This window comes from Flavobacterium foetidum (assembly GCF_004634245.1).
Classification (GTDB): Bacteria; Bacteroidota; Bacteroidia; order Flavobacteriales; family Flavobacteriaceae; genus Flavobacterium; species Flavobacterium foetidum.
Window position 1 is genome coordinate 123839 of the sequence record NZ_SJTF01000010.1, and the last position, 22199, is coordinate 146037.

Below are 22199 nucleotides of genomic sequence, written 5' to 3' on the forward strand. Positions count from 1 at the left end.
AAATTTATAAAATGAAAAATCTAAAAATAAAAAACCGATTTACAGCCGAATTACCCGCTGATCCAGAACTGACAAACGAAGTACGTCAGGTAAAAGATGCGTTGTTTTCCTTTGTGAATCCGACAAAGCCTTCTAGTCCGGAACTGATTCATGCCTCTTTGGAAACCGCTCAAATGGTCGGAATAACCGCGGACGAAATTCAGACGAAAGAATTCGTTAACGTTTTTTCTGGTAATGAAATTCTAGAAGGCACGCGCCCTTTTGCAATGTGTTATGCCGGACATCAATTCGGAAATTGGGCGGGACAGCTGGGCGACGGACGGGCTATTAATTTGACTGAGGTTGAAAATGACAATGAGTTTTTTACGCTGCAATTAAAAGGTGCTGGAAAAACTCCTTATTCGAGAACTGCCGACGGCCTTGCTGTTTTAAGGTCTTCGGTTCGTGAATATTTGTGTGCCGAGGCTATGCATCATTTAGGTGTTCCAACTACCCGATCTCTTTCTCTGATTTTATCTGGTGATCAGGTTCTGCGTGACATTTTATATAATGGAAATCCGGCATATGAAAAAGGCGCTGTAGTTTGCAGGGTCGCACCCTCATTTATCCGCTTTGGAAGTTTTGAAATGCTGACTGCCCGAAATGAGCTTAAAAACTTAAAAAATTTCGTGGAGTTTACGATTAGACATTATTTTCCGGAAATCACAGGAGAACCAAAAGAGCAATATCTGCAATTTTTTAAAACCGTAGCCGACAAAACACGTGAAATGATCCTGCATTGGCAACGTGTGGGTTTTGTGCATGGCGTAATGAATACTGATAATATGTCGATTCACGGAATTACGATTGATTACGGTCCTTACGGTTGGCTTGAAAACTATGACCCTGACTGGACTCCTAATACTACAGATTCTCAAAACAGAAGATATCGTTACGGAAACCAACCTCAAGTTGCACAATGGAATTTATTTCAGTTAGCTAATGCTCTTTATCCATTAATCAATGAAGCGGCTCCTTTGGAAAAAATCCTAGATGACTTTATGATTAATTTCGAAGAAGAATACAAAATAATGTTTTTAAGCAAATTAGGAATATTTACTTCAAGTGAAGCTGATGATAAAATCATAAAAGGATTAGAAGAAATTTTGCAATTATCCGAAACCGATATGACAATCTTTTTTAGGAATCTAAGCCAAATTCAAAAAACTGACTCAGCAGATTTGGCCATAAAAAAGATTGAATATGCTTTTTATCTTCCAGAAGAAATAAGGGATAAAACGCTAGACGCATGGCAAAAATGGTTTTCGGTTTACTTAAAAAAACTGAATTCTGAACTACTTTCTGATGAAGAAAGAGCGATAAAAATGAACGCCATTAATCCGAGATACGTACTTCGAAATTATATGGCGCAACTAGCAATAGATGCTGCAGACAAAAATGATTATTCACTAATTGATGAGTTATTTCAACTTTTGAAAAATCCTTATGATGAGCAGCCGGAATCTCAAAAATGGTTTGCAAAACGTCCTGATTGGGCAAGAACCAAAGTCGGTTGTTCTATGCTTTCCTGCAGTTCTTAATAGTAAAGCCTCGTATTTTGATAATCAACTACGAGGCTTTACTTTTTTATTTAGATTTTATATAATCGACAATCAGATTGGCGTGAATTCTTGAATTTTCTATAAACCACTTATGGGTCTGCATACCGCCGCAAACAACCCCTGCCAAAAACAATCCTTTAACATTTGTCTCCATGGTTTCTGTGTTATAAACGGGAATCTTTAATTCATCATCAGAAAGCTGCACTCCTATTTTTTCCAGAAAAGCCAAATCAGGTTTATATCCGGTTAACGCAAGTACAAAATCATTCTCAATAATTATTTTTCCGTTTGGAGTATCGATTTCAACTTCGTTTTCTCTGATTTCGGTAATATTTGATTCAAAATAGGCCGTGATGCTTCCTTCAGCTATTCTGTTTTCAATGTCAGGTTTTACCCAGTATTTAACGCGATTATTAATTTCGTTTTTACGAATAACCATTGTCACATCAGCGCCTTTCCTCCAACATTCTAGAGCTGCATCAACAGACGAATTATTGGCACCCACCACTACGATTTTTCTAAAGGCATATTCATGAGCTTCTTTGTAATAATGGCGTACTTTCTGCAGATTTTCTCCAGCAATATTCATTTCTATCGGAATATCATAAAATCCGGTGGCTATTACCACATTTTTAGCTTGGTATGTGTTTTTATCAGTACTAATTTCAAAAAGTTCATTTTGCTTTTTTTGAACAGCAGTTACCTTTTCAAAAAGATTGATATTGAATTTAAAGTAACGGTGAATATTTCGGTAGTATTCCAATGCTTCCTGTCTTCCCGGTTTTGGAGCTAAGCAGTTAAATGGTATATCGCCAATTTCCAGACGTTCGGCAGTAGAAAAAAAAGTCATATACAGCGGATAATTGAAAATACTGTTTACAATAGCTCCTTTTTCTATAATCAAATAATTTAGATTTTTCTTTTGTGCTTCAATGGCGCAAGCCAGTCCGATTGGGCCACCTCCTACAATTATAAGGTCGTATGTTGGTACTGTCATTTTATAGTTTTTGCCAGTCTTTAAAAGGATTTTTACTTAAGTACGCATTATAGTAACGTTCGTCGTTGGTTACTTCTTCTCCCAGCCAGTCAGGTTTTTCAAAAACATCATTTTCAGATTTAAGTTCTATTTCTGCCATAACAAGGCCTTGGTTTTCACCATAAAATTCATCGACTTCGTAAATATGCGAACCCGATTTTATTTCATATCTGGTTTTTTCGATTTTTCCTTTTTCACAGAGCTTTAATAGCTCTGTAGCCTCTTCGAGCGGAATCTCATTTTCCCACTCAAAACGAGACATACCGCCACTTTGGCTTATTCCTTTTATAGTAATAAATCCTTTATTTCCTTTAATTCTTACCCGAACTGTACGTTCAGGAACCGAACTTAAATAGCCCTGCGCAATCTTATTTTGTGCAAAAGCTTGGTTCTTAAAGTCGTCAGATTTTACAAGAAACTTTCTTTCTATTTCGACCATTTTATGCTGCAATTAATTTTTATGCAAGTTACTTAATTTAATCCATTTTTAGGGATGAATTGCCAGATTCAACAAGGAGATTTTAGAGAAAAATTAAACCATTATTCAAAATTAATATAACTGATTTTTAACCGATTATGTGTTTTTTATTGACTAAATTTATAGTACTTAAATAAATAACCAGACTTCTTGCTCAATTTGTCATCAATTAAAATTAATTCATCATGGATATAACATATTTACTAATACCGGTGCTGATTGGATTAATCTGTGGTATTGCAGGCTATTTTATAGGAAAAATGAATTCAAGAAAAGACGATACGCTAAGTGCGTCGCTTCAATCTGATTTAGATGTTTGTTATGCGAATACTAAAAATCTTCTCAACCGCATTAAAGCTCTAGAAACAGACTTGGCTTTTAAGACAAAAACTCATTCTGCCAATCATAAGCATTTTGTACTATTTGACAGCGAAACCGCCACAGTAGTTATGGGGAAAAGAATAAAGGAAAATGACATGAAAATTATCGAAGGAATCGGAATAAAAATCGAGTCGCTGTTTCATCACTCGGGTATTACGACATGGTACGAACTTTCGGAAACACCTGCAGAAAAATTACAATCAGTATTAGATGCTGGAGGTGAAAATTATGCTATTCACAATCCCATCACTTGGCCCAAACAAGCTTCGCTCGCTTACCAAGGAAAATGGAAAGAATTAAAAGATCTTCAGGAAAACTTGCTTAGCGGAAAAGAATAGTCTGAATCCAGTGTTTTCAGGAATTTGAAAGTAAATTTAAGAATCCAAAATCCCAGTTGTTTGAAGTTTCATACCAAAGTTTTCCATCTCGTACTTCAAGCGGACAATTAATGTTGTTGGTGTAAAGCGCTCCTGTCCCCAAACCTTGTGGCATAACCGAATTTTTCATAAAAGTCCATTGTGCTATTGCATTGAGACCAATATTGCTTTCTAGCGCAGAAGTAATCCACCAACCAATGTGGTGTTTTTCTGCAAGGTCAATCCATTCTTGCGTACCTCGAAATCCTCCAATAAAACTTGGTTTAAGTATAATGTACTGAGGTTTGATTTCTAGCAGCAGTTTTTCTTTTTCTTCAAATGAAAATACTCCAATTAATTCTTCATCTAACGCAATCGGAAATGGCGTTTGCAAACACAAGGATGCCATTTCTTTTTTATTTCCCTTTTTTATAGGTTGTTCAATGCTATGTAACTGAAATCTATTTAGTTTAATAAGTTTATCTAAAGCTTCAGTTTCAACAAAAGCACCATTTGCATCTACTCTAATTTCGATTTGTTCTGCCGTAAAATGGCTGCGTATAAATGCCAATAATTCTAATTCTTTCTGAAAATCTATGGCGCCAATTTTCAATTTTATACAGTTGAATCCCGTAGCCAGTTTCTCTTCTATCTGATCTTTCATAAAAGCAGCTTCTCCCATCCAGACCAAGCCGTTTATGGTAATAGATGCTGCATTGTCAGTAAAATCTGAAGGAAACAAGACAAACGGATTCTCGCTTTTTAAGGACAAAAATGCCATCTCGATTCCAAACTGTATCGAAGGATACTCTAATAGCGATTCCCAAAGAACCTTTTCTCCTAAATGAATATTAGTACAAACCCACTTAAGTTTTTCCTCGTAATCATCTCGGTCATCTGCACTTAAGCCTCTTAAAATTCCACATTCTCCAATTCCTTTTTTTCCATTTTCTTCCAAAATCAGAAACCAGGTTTCTTTTTCCGTCATCACTCCTCTTGAAGTGCCAGAAGGTCGTTTAAAATTTAAAAGATATTTGTGGTAAGATGCTTTCAAAATGATTTATTTTAAACTGTCTGTTAATTGTAAAGTTTCAAGATTTTATCAAAATCTTGCGACGGAAGTCCGGCTTTCTTGAATACCTCAAAATCAGCTTTTGTTTTTTCAAGCCAACTTAAGCTGTCGGTTACGTTTTGTGATTGGTATTTTTTATAAATCGCCTTTGCTTCGCTGTATTTGTCGCTCACAAGATAGGTGTGCGCGAGATTTAGTTTTACGGCCAGTTCGGTATCATCGAGCTTTTCTCCTTCTTGCAAAGACTTTAAGGCTTTTGCATATTGTTTGGTTAAGATATAACAATATCCAATAGAACTGTAATCAAGAGCTGTGGCTTTTCCTTCGCTAATGATGGTGTTTAGTTTTTGAATAGCTTCGTTGTATTTCTGATTTTTAATCAATGATGCGGACTGCACTCTTAAATCATTAAAAATCTTTTTAGAAATGTCTGCGTCTTTATAGCAGGCGTTTCCAAAATCTTTGTAAATTTTCGTTTTTTCAACCGCTAATAATTTTTGATATTCGTCATAACGGTATTCTTTCATGATTTTATTCAGAATACAGACACAGAAGTCGTCAGAATCGGCCATTTTTTGAGCCATCGTTGACGTTTTGCACAAGCCGATGATCTCATTTTTGTTGTCTTGATTCCATCCTCTATTGAGTTTTGTGTCTACCCAAGGAACAACTTCTAGGACTATTTTTTGGTTCAAAAGCCAGTTTTTGCTTTCAAAGCCAAACCAGATTGTTGTGGTGTTTTGCTTTAAACAAGAAGATTTATCGAGCGACAATCGTTTAGCATCTTTGCTTACAGGTTCAGCTTGAGAATAACACGCTTTGTCGATTTTGCCATCTGCGACATATTTTTTAGCATTTTCATTTGATGTGAAAACAGAGTAAGTGCATTCGTCATCACCAGAAATTTTAGACATCAAAAATACAGCGCCAGCCGATCCTTGACCAATTCCGTATGGGTCCGGAATAGATTTTAGAACCGAGACAAGACTATTGGTCATTTCTTGATTTTTGTCTAAAAGTGTAATTCTGTATACAATTTCGGTTGTTCCAACCGGAAGGTCTTCTGTAGCAACCGTAATCCTGTCGCGCGCAGAAACAATTATTTCTTTGGTCGTAGCTCTTTCTTTGTCCCAAAAACCATCCTTTTGCGCAAAAGAACTATAGGTAAATATCAGTAGAAAAAACAAGATACACTTTTTAAAAACCCAGATAAGGTTTATTGCTCTTTTAGCCACAGATTGAACAGGTTTTAAATGATTATTTTACTAATTTTTATACATTCTTAGATTGTCGTGCAGCATACACCATGCCAAATATCTTATTAGGAAGACTTATCGGCAATCCCTATTGAATTATTTTGTTTAATTTAAATGGAATTCCACAAACCTGTTTTTGACTGCATCTTTTAAGACGTCGAAAATGCTTGAAAGATGCAGGCAAGGTAGGATTACTTATAACTCGATAGACTCTCCTATTTCTAGAAGCATTAAATCTTTTCCTTTAACAAAAAATTTACGAATTGATTCTTCGTGATTGATTTCGATGTATCCGAAAGTATCGAAGTGATAACCTAGAATTTTATCGCATTCAACAAAATCAGATGCAATAATGGCATCTTCTACATCCATTGTAAAATTGTTTCCAACAGGAAGAATCACCAAATCCAATTTAGTTCGTAGCGGAATCAGTTTCATATCATAAGTCAATGCTGTATCGCCCGCTATATAAATATTTTTATGTTCTCCCTCGATAACAAAACCGCCTGGATTTCCGCCATATTTCCCATCGGGAAAACTGCTGGAATGAATTGCGGCTACGTATTTCACTTTGCCAAAATCAAATTTCCAGCTTCCGCCATGATTCATAGGGTGCGACTGAAAACCTAATGCAGCATAATGATCTGCAATTTCGACGTTTGACACGATAGTCGCATTGGTACGTTTCGCAATAGCTTCTATATCAAGAACATGATCGGTGTGGGCATGCGTTACTAAAATATAATCAGCTTCTAGCGTATTAATGTCGATTGAAGAGGCTTTTGGATTTGCTGTTATAAAAGGATCTACAAGAATATGTTTTCCTCCAACTTCAATGCCTAGAGAGGCGTGTCCGTAGTATGTAATTTTCATTTTTATAATTTTTTTAATGTTAAACCGTAAATTATCTACCTCCTAAAAATAGGTTTACTATGATATCTGAAAGTAAAGATGTCATACAAATCGTTAACAAAATAGATAATAAGAATGTGCTTAATGCTAGTTTTTTTAGTTCGGGATCTAAAAGTTTAGGATTCTGATTTTTATAAACGGTAATTAAATTTTTGGTTAATGGGATAAAAGCCAATGCAAACAAATATTGATCAAAATTATAATCGCTTAAAATGGCAAAAACAACTACTCCAATCATCGCCGTTATGATTAAAGTATAATGATAGATTTTTGCTTTTGCTGCTCCAATTTGCACCACTATAGTATTTTTTCCCGCTTTTTTATCAGATTCCTGATCACGCATATTGTTAAGATTCAATACGCCAACGCTCAACAAACCAACAGAAACTGCAGGAAGTATTAAAAGCGCATCAACTTCTTTCGAGTATAAAAAATTAACTCCCAAAGTACTTACCAGTCCAAAAAAAACAAAAACAAAAACATCTCCAAATCCTCTGTATCCGTAAGCCGAATTACCTACAGTGTAGCGAATTGCAGAAACAATTGCCGCAATCCCTAATGCAAGAAAAAATAGAGAATATCCGAAATTATCACGCCCAAAGGCAAAATAAATCAATGTTACAGCAGACAATAAAGTTAAAAGTGATGTGATGATTATGGCTTTTTTCATGGCTTGAGGCGTAATCACACCACTTTGAATCGCACGTTGTGGTCCTACACGATCAGCATTGTCGGTACCTTTTACACCATCTCCATAATCATTTGCAAAATTGGATAATACTTGCAATCCTAAAGTGGTTAATAACGCAAAGCCGAAAATTTTCCAGCTGAAAACTTCGCTTGGCGTTGCAATAGTTTCTGTTGGATGTATTAATGCATAGATACTGCCGACGATTATTCCGGAAACTGATAATGGTAATGTGCGCAGTCTTGCTGCTTCAATCCAGTGTTTCATTCTATTTTTTAGTTTATTTAGTTTCAAGTTTTAGGTTTCAAGTTGTTAGTTAGCGTGATAATATGAAACTTGAAACAATTTTATAAATTTTAAGGTATCCACTTATTTTCTCCGAAGTTCGGTTTTCTTTTTTCTAAGAAAGCGTTTCGTCCTTCTTTGGCTTCTTCTGTCATGTAGGCTAAACGCGTCGCTTCACCGGCAAAAACTTGTTGTCCCACCATTCCATCATCAGTTAAATTCATCGCAAATTTCAGCATTTTGATAGAAGTTGGTGATTTTTGAAGAATTTCCTGAGCCCATTCGTAAGCAGTAGCTTCCAATTCGTCATGAGGGACAACAGCATTTACCATTCCCATTTCAAAAGCTTCTTGCGCAGAATAATTTCTTCCTAAAAAGAAAATCTCGCGCGCCTTTTTCTGACCTACCATTTTAGCGAGATAAGCAGAACCATAACCACCATCAAAACTAGTTACATCGGCATCTGTCTGCTTAAAAATTGCGTGTTCTTTGCTTGCAAGAGTCATATCGCATACCACATGTAAACTATGTCCGCCTCCAACAGCCCAACCAGGTACAACAGCAATAACGACTTTTGGCATAAAACGAATCAAACGCTGCACTTCTAGAATATTTAGGCGGTGCTGACCGTCGTCGCCAACGTAACCTTGATGACCGCGTGCATTCTGATCCCCACCACTGCAAAAAGAGTAAACTCCGTCTTTTGTCGATGGGCCTTCAGCAGAAAGCAACACTACTCCTATCGAAGTATCTTCCTGAGCATCATAAAAGGCTTGATATAATTCTGAAGTTGTCTTTGGACGGAAAGCATTTCTAACATTTGGGCGGTTAAAAGCGATTCTCGCAACTCCATTGCATTTTTTATAGGTTATATCTTCAAATTCTCTGGCTGTAATCCAATCCATTTCTTTTTTGTTTTTTGTAAAATAATTATTAGGTAAAAATAAAGCATTTTTATTTTTTTACCTACTCAAATTCATTTTAGCGTTGGCTAAATTTGCTTCAAATGTTAACAATTGGGATTTACTTACAAAAAATAACACTTTTTAACATTTGATTAGAAAAATAATGAGTAATTTTACATCCTAGAAATCAATGAGATACATTTTATTTCTTGAGTTTTAGATTGATTTTCTTTCACTGATTTATTAACCTAAAAAATGATTTTTTTGAGAAAATTTAAAAAAATTGTCGCTCATTTTTTTTCTGTTTTTATACCAAGACCACAAATTGATGAGCAAATGATTTATGTGTTTGTCAAAACTTCAAGAAAGAAATAGTAACACCTAAGGTTAAATGTTAGAATAGTATAAATGATTAGTATAAAATTGAATGCGAAAAGGAAAATACTAAGTCACACTTTCTAAAAGTTATTTTATCAACCAATGGAGCAGCCGTGAAATTGCTTTTTGCTTTTGAGATAAATGCATCAATTATTTAAAAGACATACCATCATCAGAATAACTTCTAAAATTCGTAAAGCTGTTGATCTGTGATGGATTCGAATTTATTTTATTTCTGTTTTTTTTTAATTACAATTTTTTTTAAAACTAGAATAAAAAGCGAAAGGCTGCTTGTAATGAGCAGCCTTTTGTATTATTTTGAAAAATTAAAAAACAAAATTCCAACTTAGAGTTTGAAATTTAAATTTTGAAATTTAAATTTTGAAATTTGAATTTTGAAATTTGAATTTAAAAGCATTGTAATTTTAATTTACTAGATAAATCCCGTCTTCCTTAATTTCAATCAGTTTTTCTTTGTACAAACTTCCGATTGCTTTTTTGAAGGATTTCTTACTCATTTTCAGTACCGTTTTAATGTCTTCGGGATGAGAATCATCATTTAAACGTAAAAAGCCACGACTGGCTCTAAGTTCGTCCAAGATTTTCTCCGCATTTGGTTCGATGCTCTGAAAACCTTGTGCTTGAAGCGCCACATCAATCTTATTATCAGGACGGATATTCTTGATATAACCGCGCATTCTGTCGCCTGTTCTTATCGAATCGTCATAAACTTCATCTTTATACAAAAGACCTTTATGTTTTTCGTTGATAATTACATTTATTCCCATTTCAGTTATATGAGATACAATTAAATCTACCTCTTCACCTTTTTCTACAGTTAGTTTTTCGTTGCTCAAAAACTGATTGGTTTTGCTTGAAGCCACGAGTCGGTTGGTTTTCTCATCCATATAAAGATAAACCAGATAACGCTTTCCTTTCTCCATAGGACGTGCTTGCTCTTTAAAAGGAACCAAAATATCCTTTTCCATTCCCCAGTCCATAAAAGCGCCGACATTGTTAATGTAGTTTACACGTAAAAGCGCAAATTCATTCAAAAAAATATACGGTTCCAGCGTAGTTGCAACCGGACGCTGTTCATGATCGAGATACACAAAAACGATTAATTCCTCTCCTATTTCAAATTCATTTGGAACATATTTATTAGGCAGAAGAACATCGTGTTTTCCGTCCGGATCATTTTCAGGATCTCCTAAAAACAAACCCACTTTAGTATCACGTAATATGGTGAGTGTATTGTATTTTCCTATTTCAAGCATTGTATTAAGTTTCTAAGTCTTAATCGACTGTGTTTTCAGGTGCAAAGGTACGAAGTTTGAAAATGGTAACCGAAAAATGTTTTGCATATAAAAACACTTTATCTATTGCACTTTTTTTAGTTACATTTGAGAATCTCTAAATTAATTACAAATTCATGAAAAAGAGCCTGTTTTATTCTGTATTTGCACTTTTGTTTTTTGGACAAATCTGCGTTTCGCAAGTTTCTGAAGATCCGGAAATCAGAAAAATGATTAGTGAAATAAAAACCGAAAACCTCGAATCTACAATACATAAATTAGTTTCATTTGGAACACGTCATACTTTGAGCGATACCAAAAGCAAAACCAAAGGAATCGGGGCCGCACAGCAATGGGTAAAATCTGAATTTGAAAAGTTTGCTTTGGAATCTAATGGGAGGCTTACCGCTACAATTGATTATTTTACCGTTAAAGCAGACGGAAAAAGAATTCCGGTAGACAGCCAGCTTGGTAATGTCATGGCGACACTTAAAGGAACAGATCCAACAGATGATCGCGTTCTTATCATCAGCGGTCACCTTGATTCGAGAGTTTCTGATGTTATGAATGTAAAATCTAATGCTCCTGGTGCCAATGACGACGGATCTGGTGTAGCTGCTGTTATTGAACTTGCAAGAGTTATGAGCAAAAGATCTTTTCCCGCTACTATCATATTTGTAGCTGTTACCGGTGAAGAACAAGGCTTGTACGGTGCTCGTCATTTGGCGGAAACTGCAAAAGCCGCAAATTGGAATATTATCGGAATGCTTAACAATGACATGATTGGAAACAGTTTGTCAAGCGGAACTAATTTGAGAGACAATACGCAAGTACGCGTTTTTAGCGAAACAATTCCGTTTTTAGAAACCGAGGAAGAAGCTAAAATGAGAAAAGCAACAAGCCGTGAGAATGACAGCCCATCACGATTATTGGCAAGATATATTAAAACGGTTACTGAACAATATGTAGACCAGCTTAGCGTAAAATTGGTTTACAGAAATGACCGCTACCTTCGTGGTGGCGACCATACGCCTTTTTGCCAAAACGGCTTTACAGCAGTGCGTTTGTGTGAAATGAATGAAAATTTTAACCACCAGCATCAGGATTTGCGAACTGAAAACAATATTAAATACGGCGATCTCCCTGAATTTATGGATTTTGAATATCTTAGAAAAAATACTTACGCCAATCTAGCAGTTTTAGCTAATTTAGCTTGGTCCCCAAAAGCGCCAGTGAATGTGGGAATTGAGGTAAAAAAACTTTCGAACTCCTCTACTCTAATCTGGTCGGCTACTGAAGGAAAGCCCCAATATGGTTATCAGATTTTGATTAGAGAAACTGCTTCTTCGCATTGGGAAAAGACATTATTTACTAAAGAAACTCACATTGAAATTCCATATTCAAAAGACAATTATTTCTTTGCGATTCAAACTGTAGATGCACTCGGACACGCCAGCATTCCTGTTTTTCCGATTCCGATTCGTTAGAATAAAAAAGCGCAATAATAGATTTACTTATTGCGCTTTTTTTTATCTGGTCAAAAATTATTTATTTTTTGTGTAATGCCAAAATTCAGAACCATTCTAAAGCAATTCTTTAAAGTATTGTTTTAGAATTTTATCATTTTCTGCAGTTGGTGTGAAAATCTCCAAGATTGAAGGATATTCGTTTTGGCTGTACATTTCTGTCAGATTTTCATGCAAAGATTTTTCGTCAAAAGCCTGATAATAATTAAAATGGTACATTTTTGACAAATGCTCGGCCGTCAGCTGGTGTGATGTTTCAAAATAAGTATTAAAAACAGGTTTCTCTTCATGACCGGGAAGTATTCTAAAAATGCCTCCTCCTCCATTATTAATCAAAATAATTTTGAAATTTTTTGGGATGTACGAATTCCACAAAGCGTTGCTGTCGTACAAAAAGCTTATATCGCCAGTTATAAAAACAGTTTGTTTTGTGCTTTCCACTGCTGCTCCAACTGCTGTAGAGGTACTTCCGTCGATACCACTAGTGCCGCGATTGCAAAAAACTTCTATTGATTCGTCAATTTCAATTAATTGCGCATAACGAATCGCTGAGCTGTTGCTGATTTGAAGCTGACTGTTTTTAGGAAGTGATGCTATAACTTTTTCAAAAACCTTAAAGTCTGAAAATTCGATCTTACTTAAAAAATTTTGCTTTTTAATTTTTCGTAAGCTGTAAACGTCATCGATATTTTTAAAATAATTGCTTTCTGTTATAATCGTTTTTGAAAACAGATCAGTAAAAAAATCATTAGGTTTCATAACAAAATGCTTCGTCAAGGCGCCAAATGTATCATAAGCACGAAGTGTATCAATATGCCAGTGCTGTTGTGGTTTATATTTTCTGAGAAAACCTTTTATTCTTTTTGATACTACCATGCCTCCGAAAGTAACCAAAATTTCTGGATTAAAATCTTTAAAATCAGCATCATCAAAAGGTGTAATTAAAGTATCAATACTATTGATAAAACTTGGATGATGAAGATTTGAAGTCGTTTCAGTCAATACCACCACAGACGGATCTTTAGCTAAATTATCAATTATGTTCTGATCTAAGATGCCGGATTCGTTTACTCCTACTAAAATCAACTTTCTTTTCGCATTATTCCAGATTGAAATAAACTCCTCACTGTTTTCAATAGTATTAGCAAAAACTTCCTCTTCATTATTCGTGATTACAGGATGTACAGAAAGCTCTGAAACCGTTTCATACAAAGGTTCCTCAAAAGGTGCATTGATATGTACAGGACCTTTGAGCTTAATAGACTCTTCAATCGCTTTATTGATTTTAAGATCATTTTCTTCAGAAGCATCTTCTGTTAAATTAGCATTAAATACAGAATGATTCAAAAATACATTTTCTTGGCGAATGGTTTGCCCGTCGCCAATATCGATCTTGCTCTGCGGTCTGTCTGCCGAAATCACAATTAAAGGAATCTGACTGTAAAACGCTTCTGCAAGAGCCGGATAATAATTGAGAAGTGCAGAACCCGATGTGCAAACAATTGCAGCTGGTTTTTTGGTCTGCTGCGCTATTCCTAAAGCAAAAAAAGCGGCGCATCTTTCATCGGCAATGCTATAACATTTAAAATTAGGATTTTGTGCAAAACCAATCGTTAATGGCGCATTTCTTGATCCGGGAGAAATTATAATATTAGAAATGCCTTTGGCTGATAAAATTTCAATAATGCTTTGTGCAAGCGGTATTTTGGGGTAAATCATTCTGACCACGTATTATTTTATAAAAGAATTTTCTTAACGAAAACCTCTTTTTTGTATGCTACAAAGTTACAAACTTCGCAGTTGATTTAACTTATAAATAGGATTTTATTAGAGCTCTTTATTGAAAAAGGGAATATATTTGTAAAATCGAATCTATTGAACATTATTTATGCGTTTTTTATCTTTTCTTTTCCTTCTTATTTCACTTCAGACCGTCTATTCTCAAAAGCAGTTTTTATCCAATGATATTCCGTACAAAACCGCTTTGGAAAATGCCAAAAGTCAGGGAAAACCGGTTTTCATAATGCTTTATGCCGATTGGTGTCCGCATTGTAATGTGATGAAAAGCGAAGTTTTAAGCGATCCAGCAGTAATCGATTTTCTTTCCAAAAATTATATTTGCACTTTTAAAAATATAGAAAAGGATGAAGGTATTTTTTTAAAGAATAAATTCAACACCAAATCGCTGCCCACTTTTTTAATTCTTGACGATAAAGAGACACTATTGTACATTCTTAAAGGAGAATTTAAAAAAGCGGAATTTCTGAACGAAATAAAATATGCCTTAAATCCAAAAATGCAGCTTCCTGCCTTAGAAAAAGATTTTCTTGCAGATCCTTCTAATTCGGAGAAATATTTTACGTATCTAAATACCTTAAAAAAAGGAAAAGATAGAACCGAATTGTCGATTCCGACTCATATTTATCTTGCCACTCAGTCAGATGCTCAGTTGATAAGCGAAACCAACTGGCGTGTAATCGCAAATGGCGTTACCGATATAAAATCGAAGGAATTTCAGTTTGTCTTAAATCATCAAAAAGAATTTGCGGCGGTGGCTTCTCAAAGCAGGGTCGATAGAAAAATAGAAAGTATTGTAAACGAACTGCTTCGACCGTTGGTTGATAATTTAGACACCGTAAACTATTATAAGCAAAGAGAAATCGCTAAATCAATTCGATTGCAAAAAACAGATTCCTTGGTTTTTAAATATGATTTGACCCTAGCTGAAAGAACCGAAAAATGGGATTTTTATAGAAAAACGACTCTCGAAAACACCGAAAAACTGGTTTGGAAAGACGCTAGTTTCCTAAAAGACATTGGACAGACTTACCTAAAGCATATTAACGATGCCGAAAGTTTGAAAAAGGCAATTTTCTGGGTAGGCCATTCTTTGGAGCTAAATGATTCGTACGATGGAAATCTGCTTCAAGCGAAACTTTACAACAAAATAAAAGAAAAAAAGAAAGCTTTAGAATATGCCAAGAACGCCAAAGCAATTGCAGACGAAATGGGGTGGAATTCTAAAGATGCTGAAAATCTATTAGCAGAACTAAAAAGAAAACAATAAAAACAAATGAGCATTATCTTAAGACAAGCATCTGAAAATGATTTACAAAAAATACTGGAAATTGTAAATTATTCTATCCTACATACTACAGCCAATTACAGTTATGAAATTCAGACAATCGAAGTTCAAAAAAAATGGTTTGACGACAAAAAAGCAAAAAATCTTCCTGTCGTAGTAGCTGAAATGGATGGCGAAGTAGTCGGATTTGGGAGTTATGGTCAGTTTAGGGAAAAAATCGGATATCAATACACTGTCGAGCATTCTGTTTATGTAGTTGACAATATCATTGGCAAAGGAATTGGATCTAAACTTTTAACCGAATTGATCCGTCTCGCAAAAGAACAAGGTTATCATGTCATGATTGGAGCAATTGATGCCGATAATGAGGGAAGTATCGCTTTTCATGAAAAATTCGGTTTTGTAGCTACTGGAACGATTCGTGAAGTTGGATACAAATTTGACCATTGGCTGGATTTGGTTTTTATGCAGTTGATTTTGAAGTGATATACTGTAAAGCATCTTCGTATATAAAATAAAACCCGACAGGTTTAAAACTTGCCGGGTTTTAAATGCTAAACCAATAAACTTAACTTTTTATCCAATTAATAACTTCAGGATCTGTTGGTAAAGTTCTTGGTTTAATTACTTTTACTAACTCGCCTTTTTCATTAAGCAGGTATTTTTGAAAATTCCATTCTACTTCAGAATCTTGTAAACCATTTTTAGATTTTTCGGTAAGGAATTTATACACTTCGCACATATCGTCACCTTTTACCGAAACTTTGCTCATCATCGGGAAAGTCACTCCGTAATTCTGCTGGCAAAAAGATTCGATTTCTTTGTTTGTTCCTGGTTCTTGAGCAGCAAAATTATTGGCAGGAAAACCAATAATAACAAAGTTTTTGTCTTTATATTCTTTGTAGATAGCTTCTAAATCTTTGTATTGAGGTGTCAGTCCGCATTTTGATGCTGTGTTGACAATCATGATTTTTTTTCCTTTAAGAGAAGCAAAATCAAAAGTATCTCCTGATAAATCTTCTACTTTATATTGATAGATTGTTTCTTTTGCCATAGCGTTTTCTGTTTTAGATTTCTTTTTACTCGTTTGAGCCTGAATCTGCGAGCCTAATAAAATAGCTGCGCCACACATTATGAATAATAGTTTTTTCATCTTTAAATTTTTTATAAAATTAGTCAAAAACATCATTTAAAAATGTATCATCATCCTTAATTTTTATTAATCAAAAGTTAAATAAAAAAATGAAGCCTAACGTTAATCAGACGTTAGGCTTCCCCCCATACAAACAAATCAAACCATGAATTAATTATTATGCAATGTCTTCTAGTAAAATGAATCCAAAAAAAGCTTAGTGCTTTTTGTCTTTATGTTTTAAATCATAGTTGATGTCTCGGTTATGTTGAAATTTTCTGAAACTAGATTGCTAACATTCAAAATATTTTCAATGGCGTTTATATGTATAAAATCTTAACTAATTCTGTCAGCGTATAAATAGCAAATTAAATTTCGGTTTGGAAGTCCGAGAGCATCAACTATTAACTTTTATAACTTCGATATTTAAAGAACTCCTCTTACAGCGTAAATCTGAATGAAATCTGAATGAAAAACCATCAAAGCCAAGACACTAGTAAGGCCTATAATTAATATTTTCATAAGAAATAGATTTTTCATCACATACATTTAAAAAAATCGACACGCTGTACTTCTGTAAATTTTGAAAATTAATTTTTTACTAATTCTCTTATAAATCTATTTACGTAAACGGATTTATTTTGGTTTTAAAAAAATGAAAAAAAATCTAACTTTTTTCAAATCCCCTTATTTTACTTGGTTCTTAGACGTTAAAAAAAATATAATTTTCCAAAAAAAATAATATATCTTTATAACAGGTTAATGAATAACATCTAATATTTTTTATCCAAACTTAAATTTCCACCACCTATGAGTCAAGAAGAACTGTTAGTTTTAATTTACAAAAAAGACGAAAAAGCTTTTACGCATTTGTATGATATGTATTCTAAAAGTCTATTTTCTGTCATTAATGTACTGATTAAAAATCGAGAAGAAGCAGAAGATGTTCTACAGGAAGTTTTTATTAAAATCTGGAAAAACATCGACACTTATAATGAAAGCAAAGGGCGATTTTATACCTGGATCTTAAATATCGCTAGAAATACTTCTATCGATAAGCTTCGATCAAAGAATTTTAATAACAGTCAAAAAAACCTTTCCTCAGATAATTTCGTAAATCTGTTAGACGAAAGCAATAAACTGAGCAACAAGCTAGATGCGATAGGAATTCAAGAATTTGTAAAGAAACTCAAACCTAAATGTATCGAGATTATCAATTTATTGTTTTTTAAAGGATATACGCAGCAGGAAGCTTCAGAAGAACTGGCGTTGCCTCTGGGAACTATCAAAACCCAAAACAGAAACTGTATTAACGATTTAAGAAATTATTTGAAAGTATAATGGAAGCACAAGAATATATAGAATCAGGAATTCTCGAACTGTATGTGTACGGTTTGTTGAGCGAGAAAGAAAATATAGAAATCACCGAACTGGCAAAAAACAATGACCAAGTAAATCAGGAAATAATCTCGATTGAAAAAGCCATAATCGCTTTGTCATCAAGTTTTTCTCCATTTCATTCTGTTGCTAACTTTGAAAAAATCAAAGCGCGTCTGGAACTGAAACACGGAAAATTAGTAGACATGAAACCTGCCTCAAACTGGACACAATATGTGGGTTGGGCAGCCTCTGTACTTTTGCTTTTAGGATTAGGATATCAGACTTTGGAATTAACAAAAACTAAAGAAGCAATTTCTACTGTTGGCAATGAAAAAAACAAAATTGAGCGCAATTATGCCTATTTAGGACAACAGAACGAAGAAATGAAAAAGAGCCTCAATATCGTTAGAGATATTAAAAATACAAATGTAACTCTTGGCGGACAGGCAGTTTCTCCAACATCCTACGCAAAAGTGTATTGGAATCAAGAAACCAAAACCATATATATCGATGCCAAAGGTTTGCCAACACCTCCAAAAGGCATGGTTTATCAGGTTTGGTCCTTAAAATTGAGTCCGGTTCTTACGCCAACAAGCATTGGTTTATTGGATAATTTTGAAGCAAATTCACAAAAAATCTTTGCTGTAAGCCAAACTGATTCAGCAGAAGCTTTTGGAATCACCTTGGAGCCCGCAGGCGGAAGTCCGACACCAACAATGGAACAACTTTATACTTTAGGAAAAGTTTAAAATCTAATTTTGTATAAACATAAAAGGAGCAGTTTTAAAACTGCTCCTTTTTTATGCTTCAGAGAAGCAAAATATTTATAGAATAAATAGAATATCGTTACAATTCAAAGCTCCAGAGGAGCGACATATTTTCTTGTTTTAATGTATGTTGCTCCTCTGTAGCTTTTTGTATGTTGGCTTATTGAATCTATAAATATTTAACCCCGTCTGTGTCTTTTATAAACAAAAAAGTTTTTCAATGTTTAGCTCATTGAAAAAGGTACTATTTCAAACAAACGTTATTAACAAAAAAAAGCTCAATGTAAACACTGAGCTTTTTTGATACGAATCAATAACTAATTTGATGATTTATTTTTTTACTTTTTTAGTCTTGTAGTATTTTCTATATTTTGGATAAGTAATTGCTCCAATTACAGAAATTGTAATCAAGCAGTAATAAATCCAGTTTAAAGAATGTGCTTCTCCGCTTGCATAAGAGTGCAGACCAACCAAATGGAAATTTACTCCATAATAAGTGAACAAAATCGAAACAAAGGCATACATACTCATTAAATTGAAGAACCATTTGCCTCTTAAAGCAGGAACAAAACGAGCGTGAATTACAAAAGCATAAATCATAATAGAAATTAAAGCCCAAGTTTCTTTTGGATCCCATCCCCAATAACGCCCCCAGCTTTCGTTTGCCCATTGTCCGCCTAGGAAGTTTCCGATAGTAAGCATAATCAAACCAATAGTTAAAGACATTTCGTTGATATAAGTGATTTCTTTAATGTTTAGTTCCATTTTTGCCTTGTTCTTCTCAGTTGTAAAGAGAATCAGTAACAATGATACAAAACCTAAAATCATTCCTAAAGCCGTCGGCCCATAACTACCAACAATAACTGCAACGTGAATCATTAACCAATACGAATTAAGAACCGGCTGCAAGTTTGCAATTTCTGGGTCAATCCAGTTCATGTAAGCGGCCATTAAAATCATAGCGGTCACGAAAGCAGATGAAGCCACTGTTAATTTTGATTTTCTGTCAAAAGCCAATCCGAAGAACATTGTTGACCAAGCCACATATACTATAGATTCGTAAGCATTACTCCAAGGTGCGTGACCAGAAATATACCAGCGCGCTATTAGTCCTAAAGTATGAAGCGCAAATAACAATCCGATCATAATATGAAAAGCATTGATTGTTATGCGAAGCCATTTTTTCTCGAAGAAAATATTGGTAATTATAAAAATGAACATAAAACTTGCTACTGTAATATACCAGTAAGGCAACACTTTAAAAACATCGTATTTATTATAAGCAATTTCAGCATCGATCTTATCTTCGCTAGGTCTTACTTTGGAACCAAATTTCTTCTGGAATCCGTTAATGCTTTCTACAAGATTATCAGCTGTATCGAAATTTTTCTCGATTGAACCGTTATTCAAAGCACTAAAATATAAAGGCAGAATTTGTTTTACGTATGTAGAATCCATTCCCTTAAATCCAGCACCTTCACGCTCCAAATACGAAACCCATTTATGATTTGGATCATTTGGAACAGGGAATATCTTTAAAATACTACCGCTTAAAGCAGATTCCATCAAGTTTACTTTTTTATCGGTTTCGATAAAATCTTTCTCAAACTGGTTTGGATTTGCAGCTTTGTAAGCGCCATCTAAATAAGGCGACAACTTATAATTTCCTTGTTCGTCAAAGAATTTTACAAATGGAGCATATTTATCTTTTGAATCAATACCAATAATTTTTCTGATACTGTCATTTCCTGATTTGATATAAATTAAGGGAATCTGAATCCAAACCTGAGCATATTGCGTCATCGACAAGAACACTTGATCAGAATTCATACCGTTATAGGTATCATTATGACTTACTTTACGAAGTAATTCAGAAGAAAACGTATTAATAGGTTTCATTCTACCACCAGCATCTTGAATAATCAAACGCCCGAACTTTGCAGCATGAGCTTCTGGAGCTTTGTAAATAGTTAATAACGAATCCAATTGTTTTTTGCTTGGCGGAGCGGTAACATGATTTGCATGATCGTTTGGATCTGCAGCATGTTCGTGATCATGATTATGATCGTGCGAGTGAACATGTGGCGTCTGTTGTGCAAAACCACTTAAACTCAACATTAAAACCAGAATCGTAATTAATTTTTCTTTTTTCTTTTTAACACTTTCCAATTTCTTTTTCAAATCTCCAAAACGAGAATGTTTCGTAAACATTATCGCCATTAAACCTATGTATAACAGAAAATAACCTAAGTAAGTAATATTCGTTCCCCAAAAATCATGGTTTACAGACAATACAGTTCCTTTTTCGTCTGGGTCAAATGAAGACTGAAAGAAACGGTAGCCTTTATAATCTAAAACGTGATTCATAAAAATATCTGCGTCAAAAGTTTCTGTAGAATCTTGAACGGTCACCTTGCTTTTAAAAGACGAATAACTTTTTTCTGTTCCCGGATATTTATCAGCAATAAAATCATTCAATTTAATTTTGAATGGCAAAACATAAGCTTTGCTTCCGTAAAATAAAGAATATTCTATATTTCCGATTTTTACGGTTTTTGGTTCACCAACCTGTCCTTTAGAGCCAAAAAGCCTTACTTCCTTCTCTTGTCCTTCGGCCTTAACCTTAACAATCAAAGCGTCTGAATGCGATTTAGCTTTAAAATCATTATTAGATTCGTATTCGACTCTTCCTTTCATTGCAGGTTCAGGAAAAACAATTCGAATATCACCAATACTGTAAAGAGAACGCATCATTAAAGGTTGTACATTGTCTTTAGTAACTTTACCTTTAAACTGATCAGCCATTCTCATAAATTCACCTTCAAAAGGAGTTTGAATCGTGTAAGCCTCGCCTTTTGTATTAATATTGATTGCGCCGTCTGTTGGCTTATTCAAAGCAAATAAGACGTTATGGATATTCTGTACTTCACCATCTTTCAGGTAATGCTCTTCTCTTCCGCCTGCTCCTGCTTCAACCATTTTTAAGTAAACAGTTCCGTTTGGATCCTCTTTTACCACTTCTTTTGCTCCCATGATATAGTTTGAATAAGTCACTTCAAAAGGTGTTTCATCAAATTTTCCGGTAATTGAAAAATCATTATCGGTCACAGGTGAAAGTAAAAGGCTTTTTTCGAAAACTCTGCGCTTCATTTCGCCTTTATATTCGCCGTCTACAAAAATGGTCAAAAAAGTCTTGTCTGAATACACTTGGTTTTCTGCCGCTCCTTCTCGAATCGGCATCATTCCTTCATAACTGATATAACGTGTAATAAAAGCTCCCAAAAGGATAAAAACAAAGGCAATATGCAGTAAAAGTGTTGCCCATTTTTCTTTTTTTAATAATTGATATCGTTTGATGTTTCCAAAAAAGTTAATCATAAAAATGGCCATAATTGCTTCAAACCACCAAGTATTGTAAATTAGGATTCTGGCCGTATCGGTGTTGTATTTACTTTCGATAAAAGTTCCGATACCCATTGCTAAAGCGAATGTTAAAAAAAGAACGGCCATTAATCTTGTAGAAAACAAAAAAGAGAATATTTTTTTATCCATTTCTTAGGAATTACATTGTATAAAAGTGGCACAAAAGTACTTAAAAATGTTGAGTTCCAATATTTGAGTTTTGTTAATAAAAACTAAAAAATGTCAACCAATTTTAAATAAATC

General features: G+C 34.4%; 18 protein-coding genes. 7 read left to right on the forward strand and 11 right to left on the reverse strand.

All coding sequences use genetic code 11. The annotated features are described in order from the left end of the window. The first annotated feature begins 11 nt into the window (after positions 1–11). Positions 12–1580, forward strand: coding sequence for a protein adenylyltransferase SelO (locus tag E0W73_RS13830; RefSeq protein ID WP_135222663.1), 1569 nt, complete (start codon positions 12–14; stop codon positions 1578–1580). Positions 1581–1626: 46 nt separating this feature from the next. Here E0W73_RS13830 and E0W73_RS13835 read toward each other — a convergent pair whose 3' ends face one another. Further along, on the reverse strand, positions 1627–2598 hold the full coding sequence (locus E0W73_RS13835; protein ID WP_135222664.1) for a YpdA family putative bacillithiol disulfide reductase: 972 nt from the start codon (positions 2596–2598) through the stop codon (positions 1627–1629). 1 nt (position 2599) lies between these two features. Beyond that, a complete protein-coding gene (locus tag E0W73_RS13840; RefSeq protein ID WP_135222665.1) occupies positions 2600–3076 on the reverse strand; it encodes a CYTH domain-containing protein in 477 nt (158 codons plus the stop codon). Positions 3077–3300: 224 nt separating this feature from the next. Here E0W73_RS13840 and E0W73_RS13845 point away from each other — a divergent pair, with 224 nt between their 5' ends. Continuing rightward, the gene (locus E0W73_RS13845) at positions 3301–3834 is read left to right on the forward strand and encodes a hypothetical protein (protein WP_135222666.1); all 534 of its coding nucleotides are present in this window, start codon (positions 3301–3303) and stop codon (positions 3832–3834) included. Between the two features lie 16 nt (positions 3835–3850). Here E0W73_RS13845 and E0W73_RS13850 read toward each other — a convergent pair whose 3' ends face one another. From E0W73_RS13850 to E0W73_RS13875, 6 genes are all read right to left on the reverse strand, one after another. Continuing rightward, the gene (locus E0W73_RS13850; protein WP_135222667.1) at positions 3851–4906 is read right to left on the reverse strand and encodes an o-succinylbenzoate synthase; all 1056 of its coding nucleotides are present in this window, start codon (positions 4904–4906) and stop codon (positions 3851–3853) included. Positions 4907–4929: 23 nt separating this feature from the next. After that, entirely contained in the window at positions 4930–6111 is a 1182-nt protein-coding gene (locus E0W73_RS13855) for a tetratricopeptide repeat protein (protein ID WP_135222668.1), read from the reverse strand. 264 nt (positions 6112–6375) lie between these two features. After that, positions 6376–7053, reverse strand: a complete 678-nt coding sequence (locus E0W73_RS13860) for a metal-dependent hydrolase (RefSeq protein WP_135222669.1) — start codon at positions 7051–7053, stop codon at positions 6376–6378. 31 nt (positions 7054–7084) lie between these two features. Continuing rightward, entirely contained in the window at positions 7085–8047 is a 963-nt protein-coding gene (menA, locus tag E0W73_RS13865; RefSeq protein WP_135222670.1) for a 1,4-dihydroxy-2-naphthoate octaprenyltransferase, read from the reverse strand. Positions 8048–8136: 89 nt separating this feature from the next. After that, positions 8137–8970, reverse strand: coding sequence for a 1,4-dihydroxy-2-naphthoyl-CoA synthase (locus tag E0W73_RS13870; RefSeq protein ID WP_135222671.1), 834 nt, complete (start codon positions 8968–8970; stop codon positions 8137–8139). An 803-nt stretch (positions 8971–9773) separates the two neighbouring features. Further along, complete coding sequence (locus E0W73_RS13875; protein ID WP_135222672.1) at positions 9774–10625, reverse strand: CvfB family protein; 852 nt, start codon at positions 10623–10625, stop codon at positions 9774–9776. Positions 10626–10780: 155 nt separating this feature from the next. Here E0W73_RS13875 and E0W73_RS13880 point away from each other — a divergent pair, with 155 nt between their 5' ends. Further along, positions 10781–12130 (forward strand): M20/M25/M40 family metallo-hydrolase, encoded by a 1350-nt coding sequence (locus E0W73_RS13880; protein WP_135222673.1) that lies wholly within the window; start codon positions 10781–10783, stop codon positions 12128–12130. Positions 12131–12226: 96 nt separating this feature from the next. Here the strand turns inward: E0W73_RS13880 and menD are convergent, their stop codons facing one another. Next, positions 12227–13888 (reverse strand): 2-succinyl-5-enolpyruvyl-6-hydroxy-3-cyclohexene-1-carboxylic-acid synthase, encoded by a 1662-nt coding sequence (menD, locus tag E0W73_RS13885; protein ID WP_135222674.1) that lies wholly within the window; start codon positions 13886–13888, stop codon positions 12227–12229. A gap of 169 nt (positions 13889–14057) precedes the next feature. Between menD and E0W73_RS13890 the strand changes: the two genes are divergently transcribed. Together E0W73_RS13890 and E0W73_RS13895 are read left to right on the forward strand one after the other, a co-directional pair. Next, a complete protein-coding gene (locus E0W73_RS13890; protein ID WP_135222675.1) occupies positions 14058–15236 on the forward strand; it encodes a thioredoxin family protein in 1179 nt (392 codons plus the stop codon). Between the two features lie 6 nt (positions 15237–15242). Then, positions 15243–15740, forward strand: a complete 498-nt coding sequence (locus E0W73_RS13895) for a GNAT family N-acetyltransferase (protein WP_135222676.1) — start codon at positions 15243–15245, stop codon at positions 15738–15740. 82 nt (positions 15741–15822) lie between these two features. On the opposite strand, the gene E0W73_RS13900 is transcribed toward E0W73_RS13895, so the two are convergent. Continuing rightward, the gene (locus E0W73_RS13900; protein WP_135222677.1) at positions 15823–16407 is read right to left on the reverse strand and encodes a glutathione peroxidase; all 585 of its coding nucleotides are present in this window, start codon (positions 16405–16407) and stop codon (positions 15823–15825) included. A gap of 789 nt (positions 16408–17196) precedes the next feature. Between E0W73_RS13900 and E0W73_RS13905 the strand changes: the two genes are divergently transcribed. Further along, complete coding sequence (locus tag E0W73_RS13905) at positions 17197–17727, forward strand: RNA polymerase sigma factor (protein ID WP_135222678.1); 531 nt, start codon at positions 17197–17199, stop codon at positions 17725–17727. After that, positions 17727–18515: an anti-sigma factor gene (locus E0W73_RS13910; protein WP_135222679.1), complete on the forward strand. Its 789-nt coding sequence runs from the start codon at positions 17727–17729 to the stop codon at positions 18513–18515. Before E0W73_RS13905 ends, E0W73_RS13910 begins: the two co-directional genes overlap by 1 nt. A 348-nt stretch (positions 18516–18863) precedes the next feature. On the opposite strand, the gene ccsA is transcribed toward E0W73_RS13910, so the two are convergent. Next, a complete protein-coding gene (gene ccsA / locus E0W73_RS13915) occupies positions 18864–22085 on the reverse strand; it encodes a cytochrome c biogenesis protein CcsA (protein WP_135222680.1) in 3222 nt (1073 codons plus the stop codon). Positions 22086–22199 lie beyond the last annotated feature (114 nt).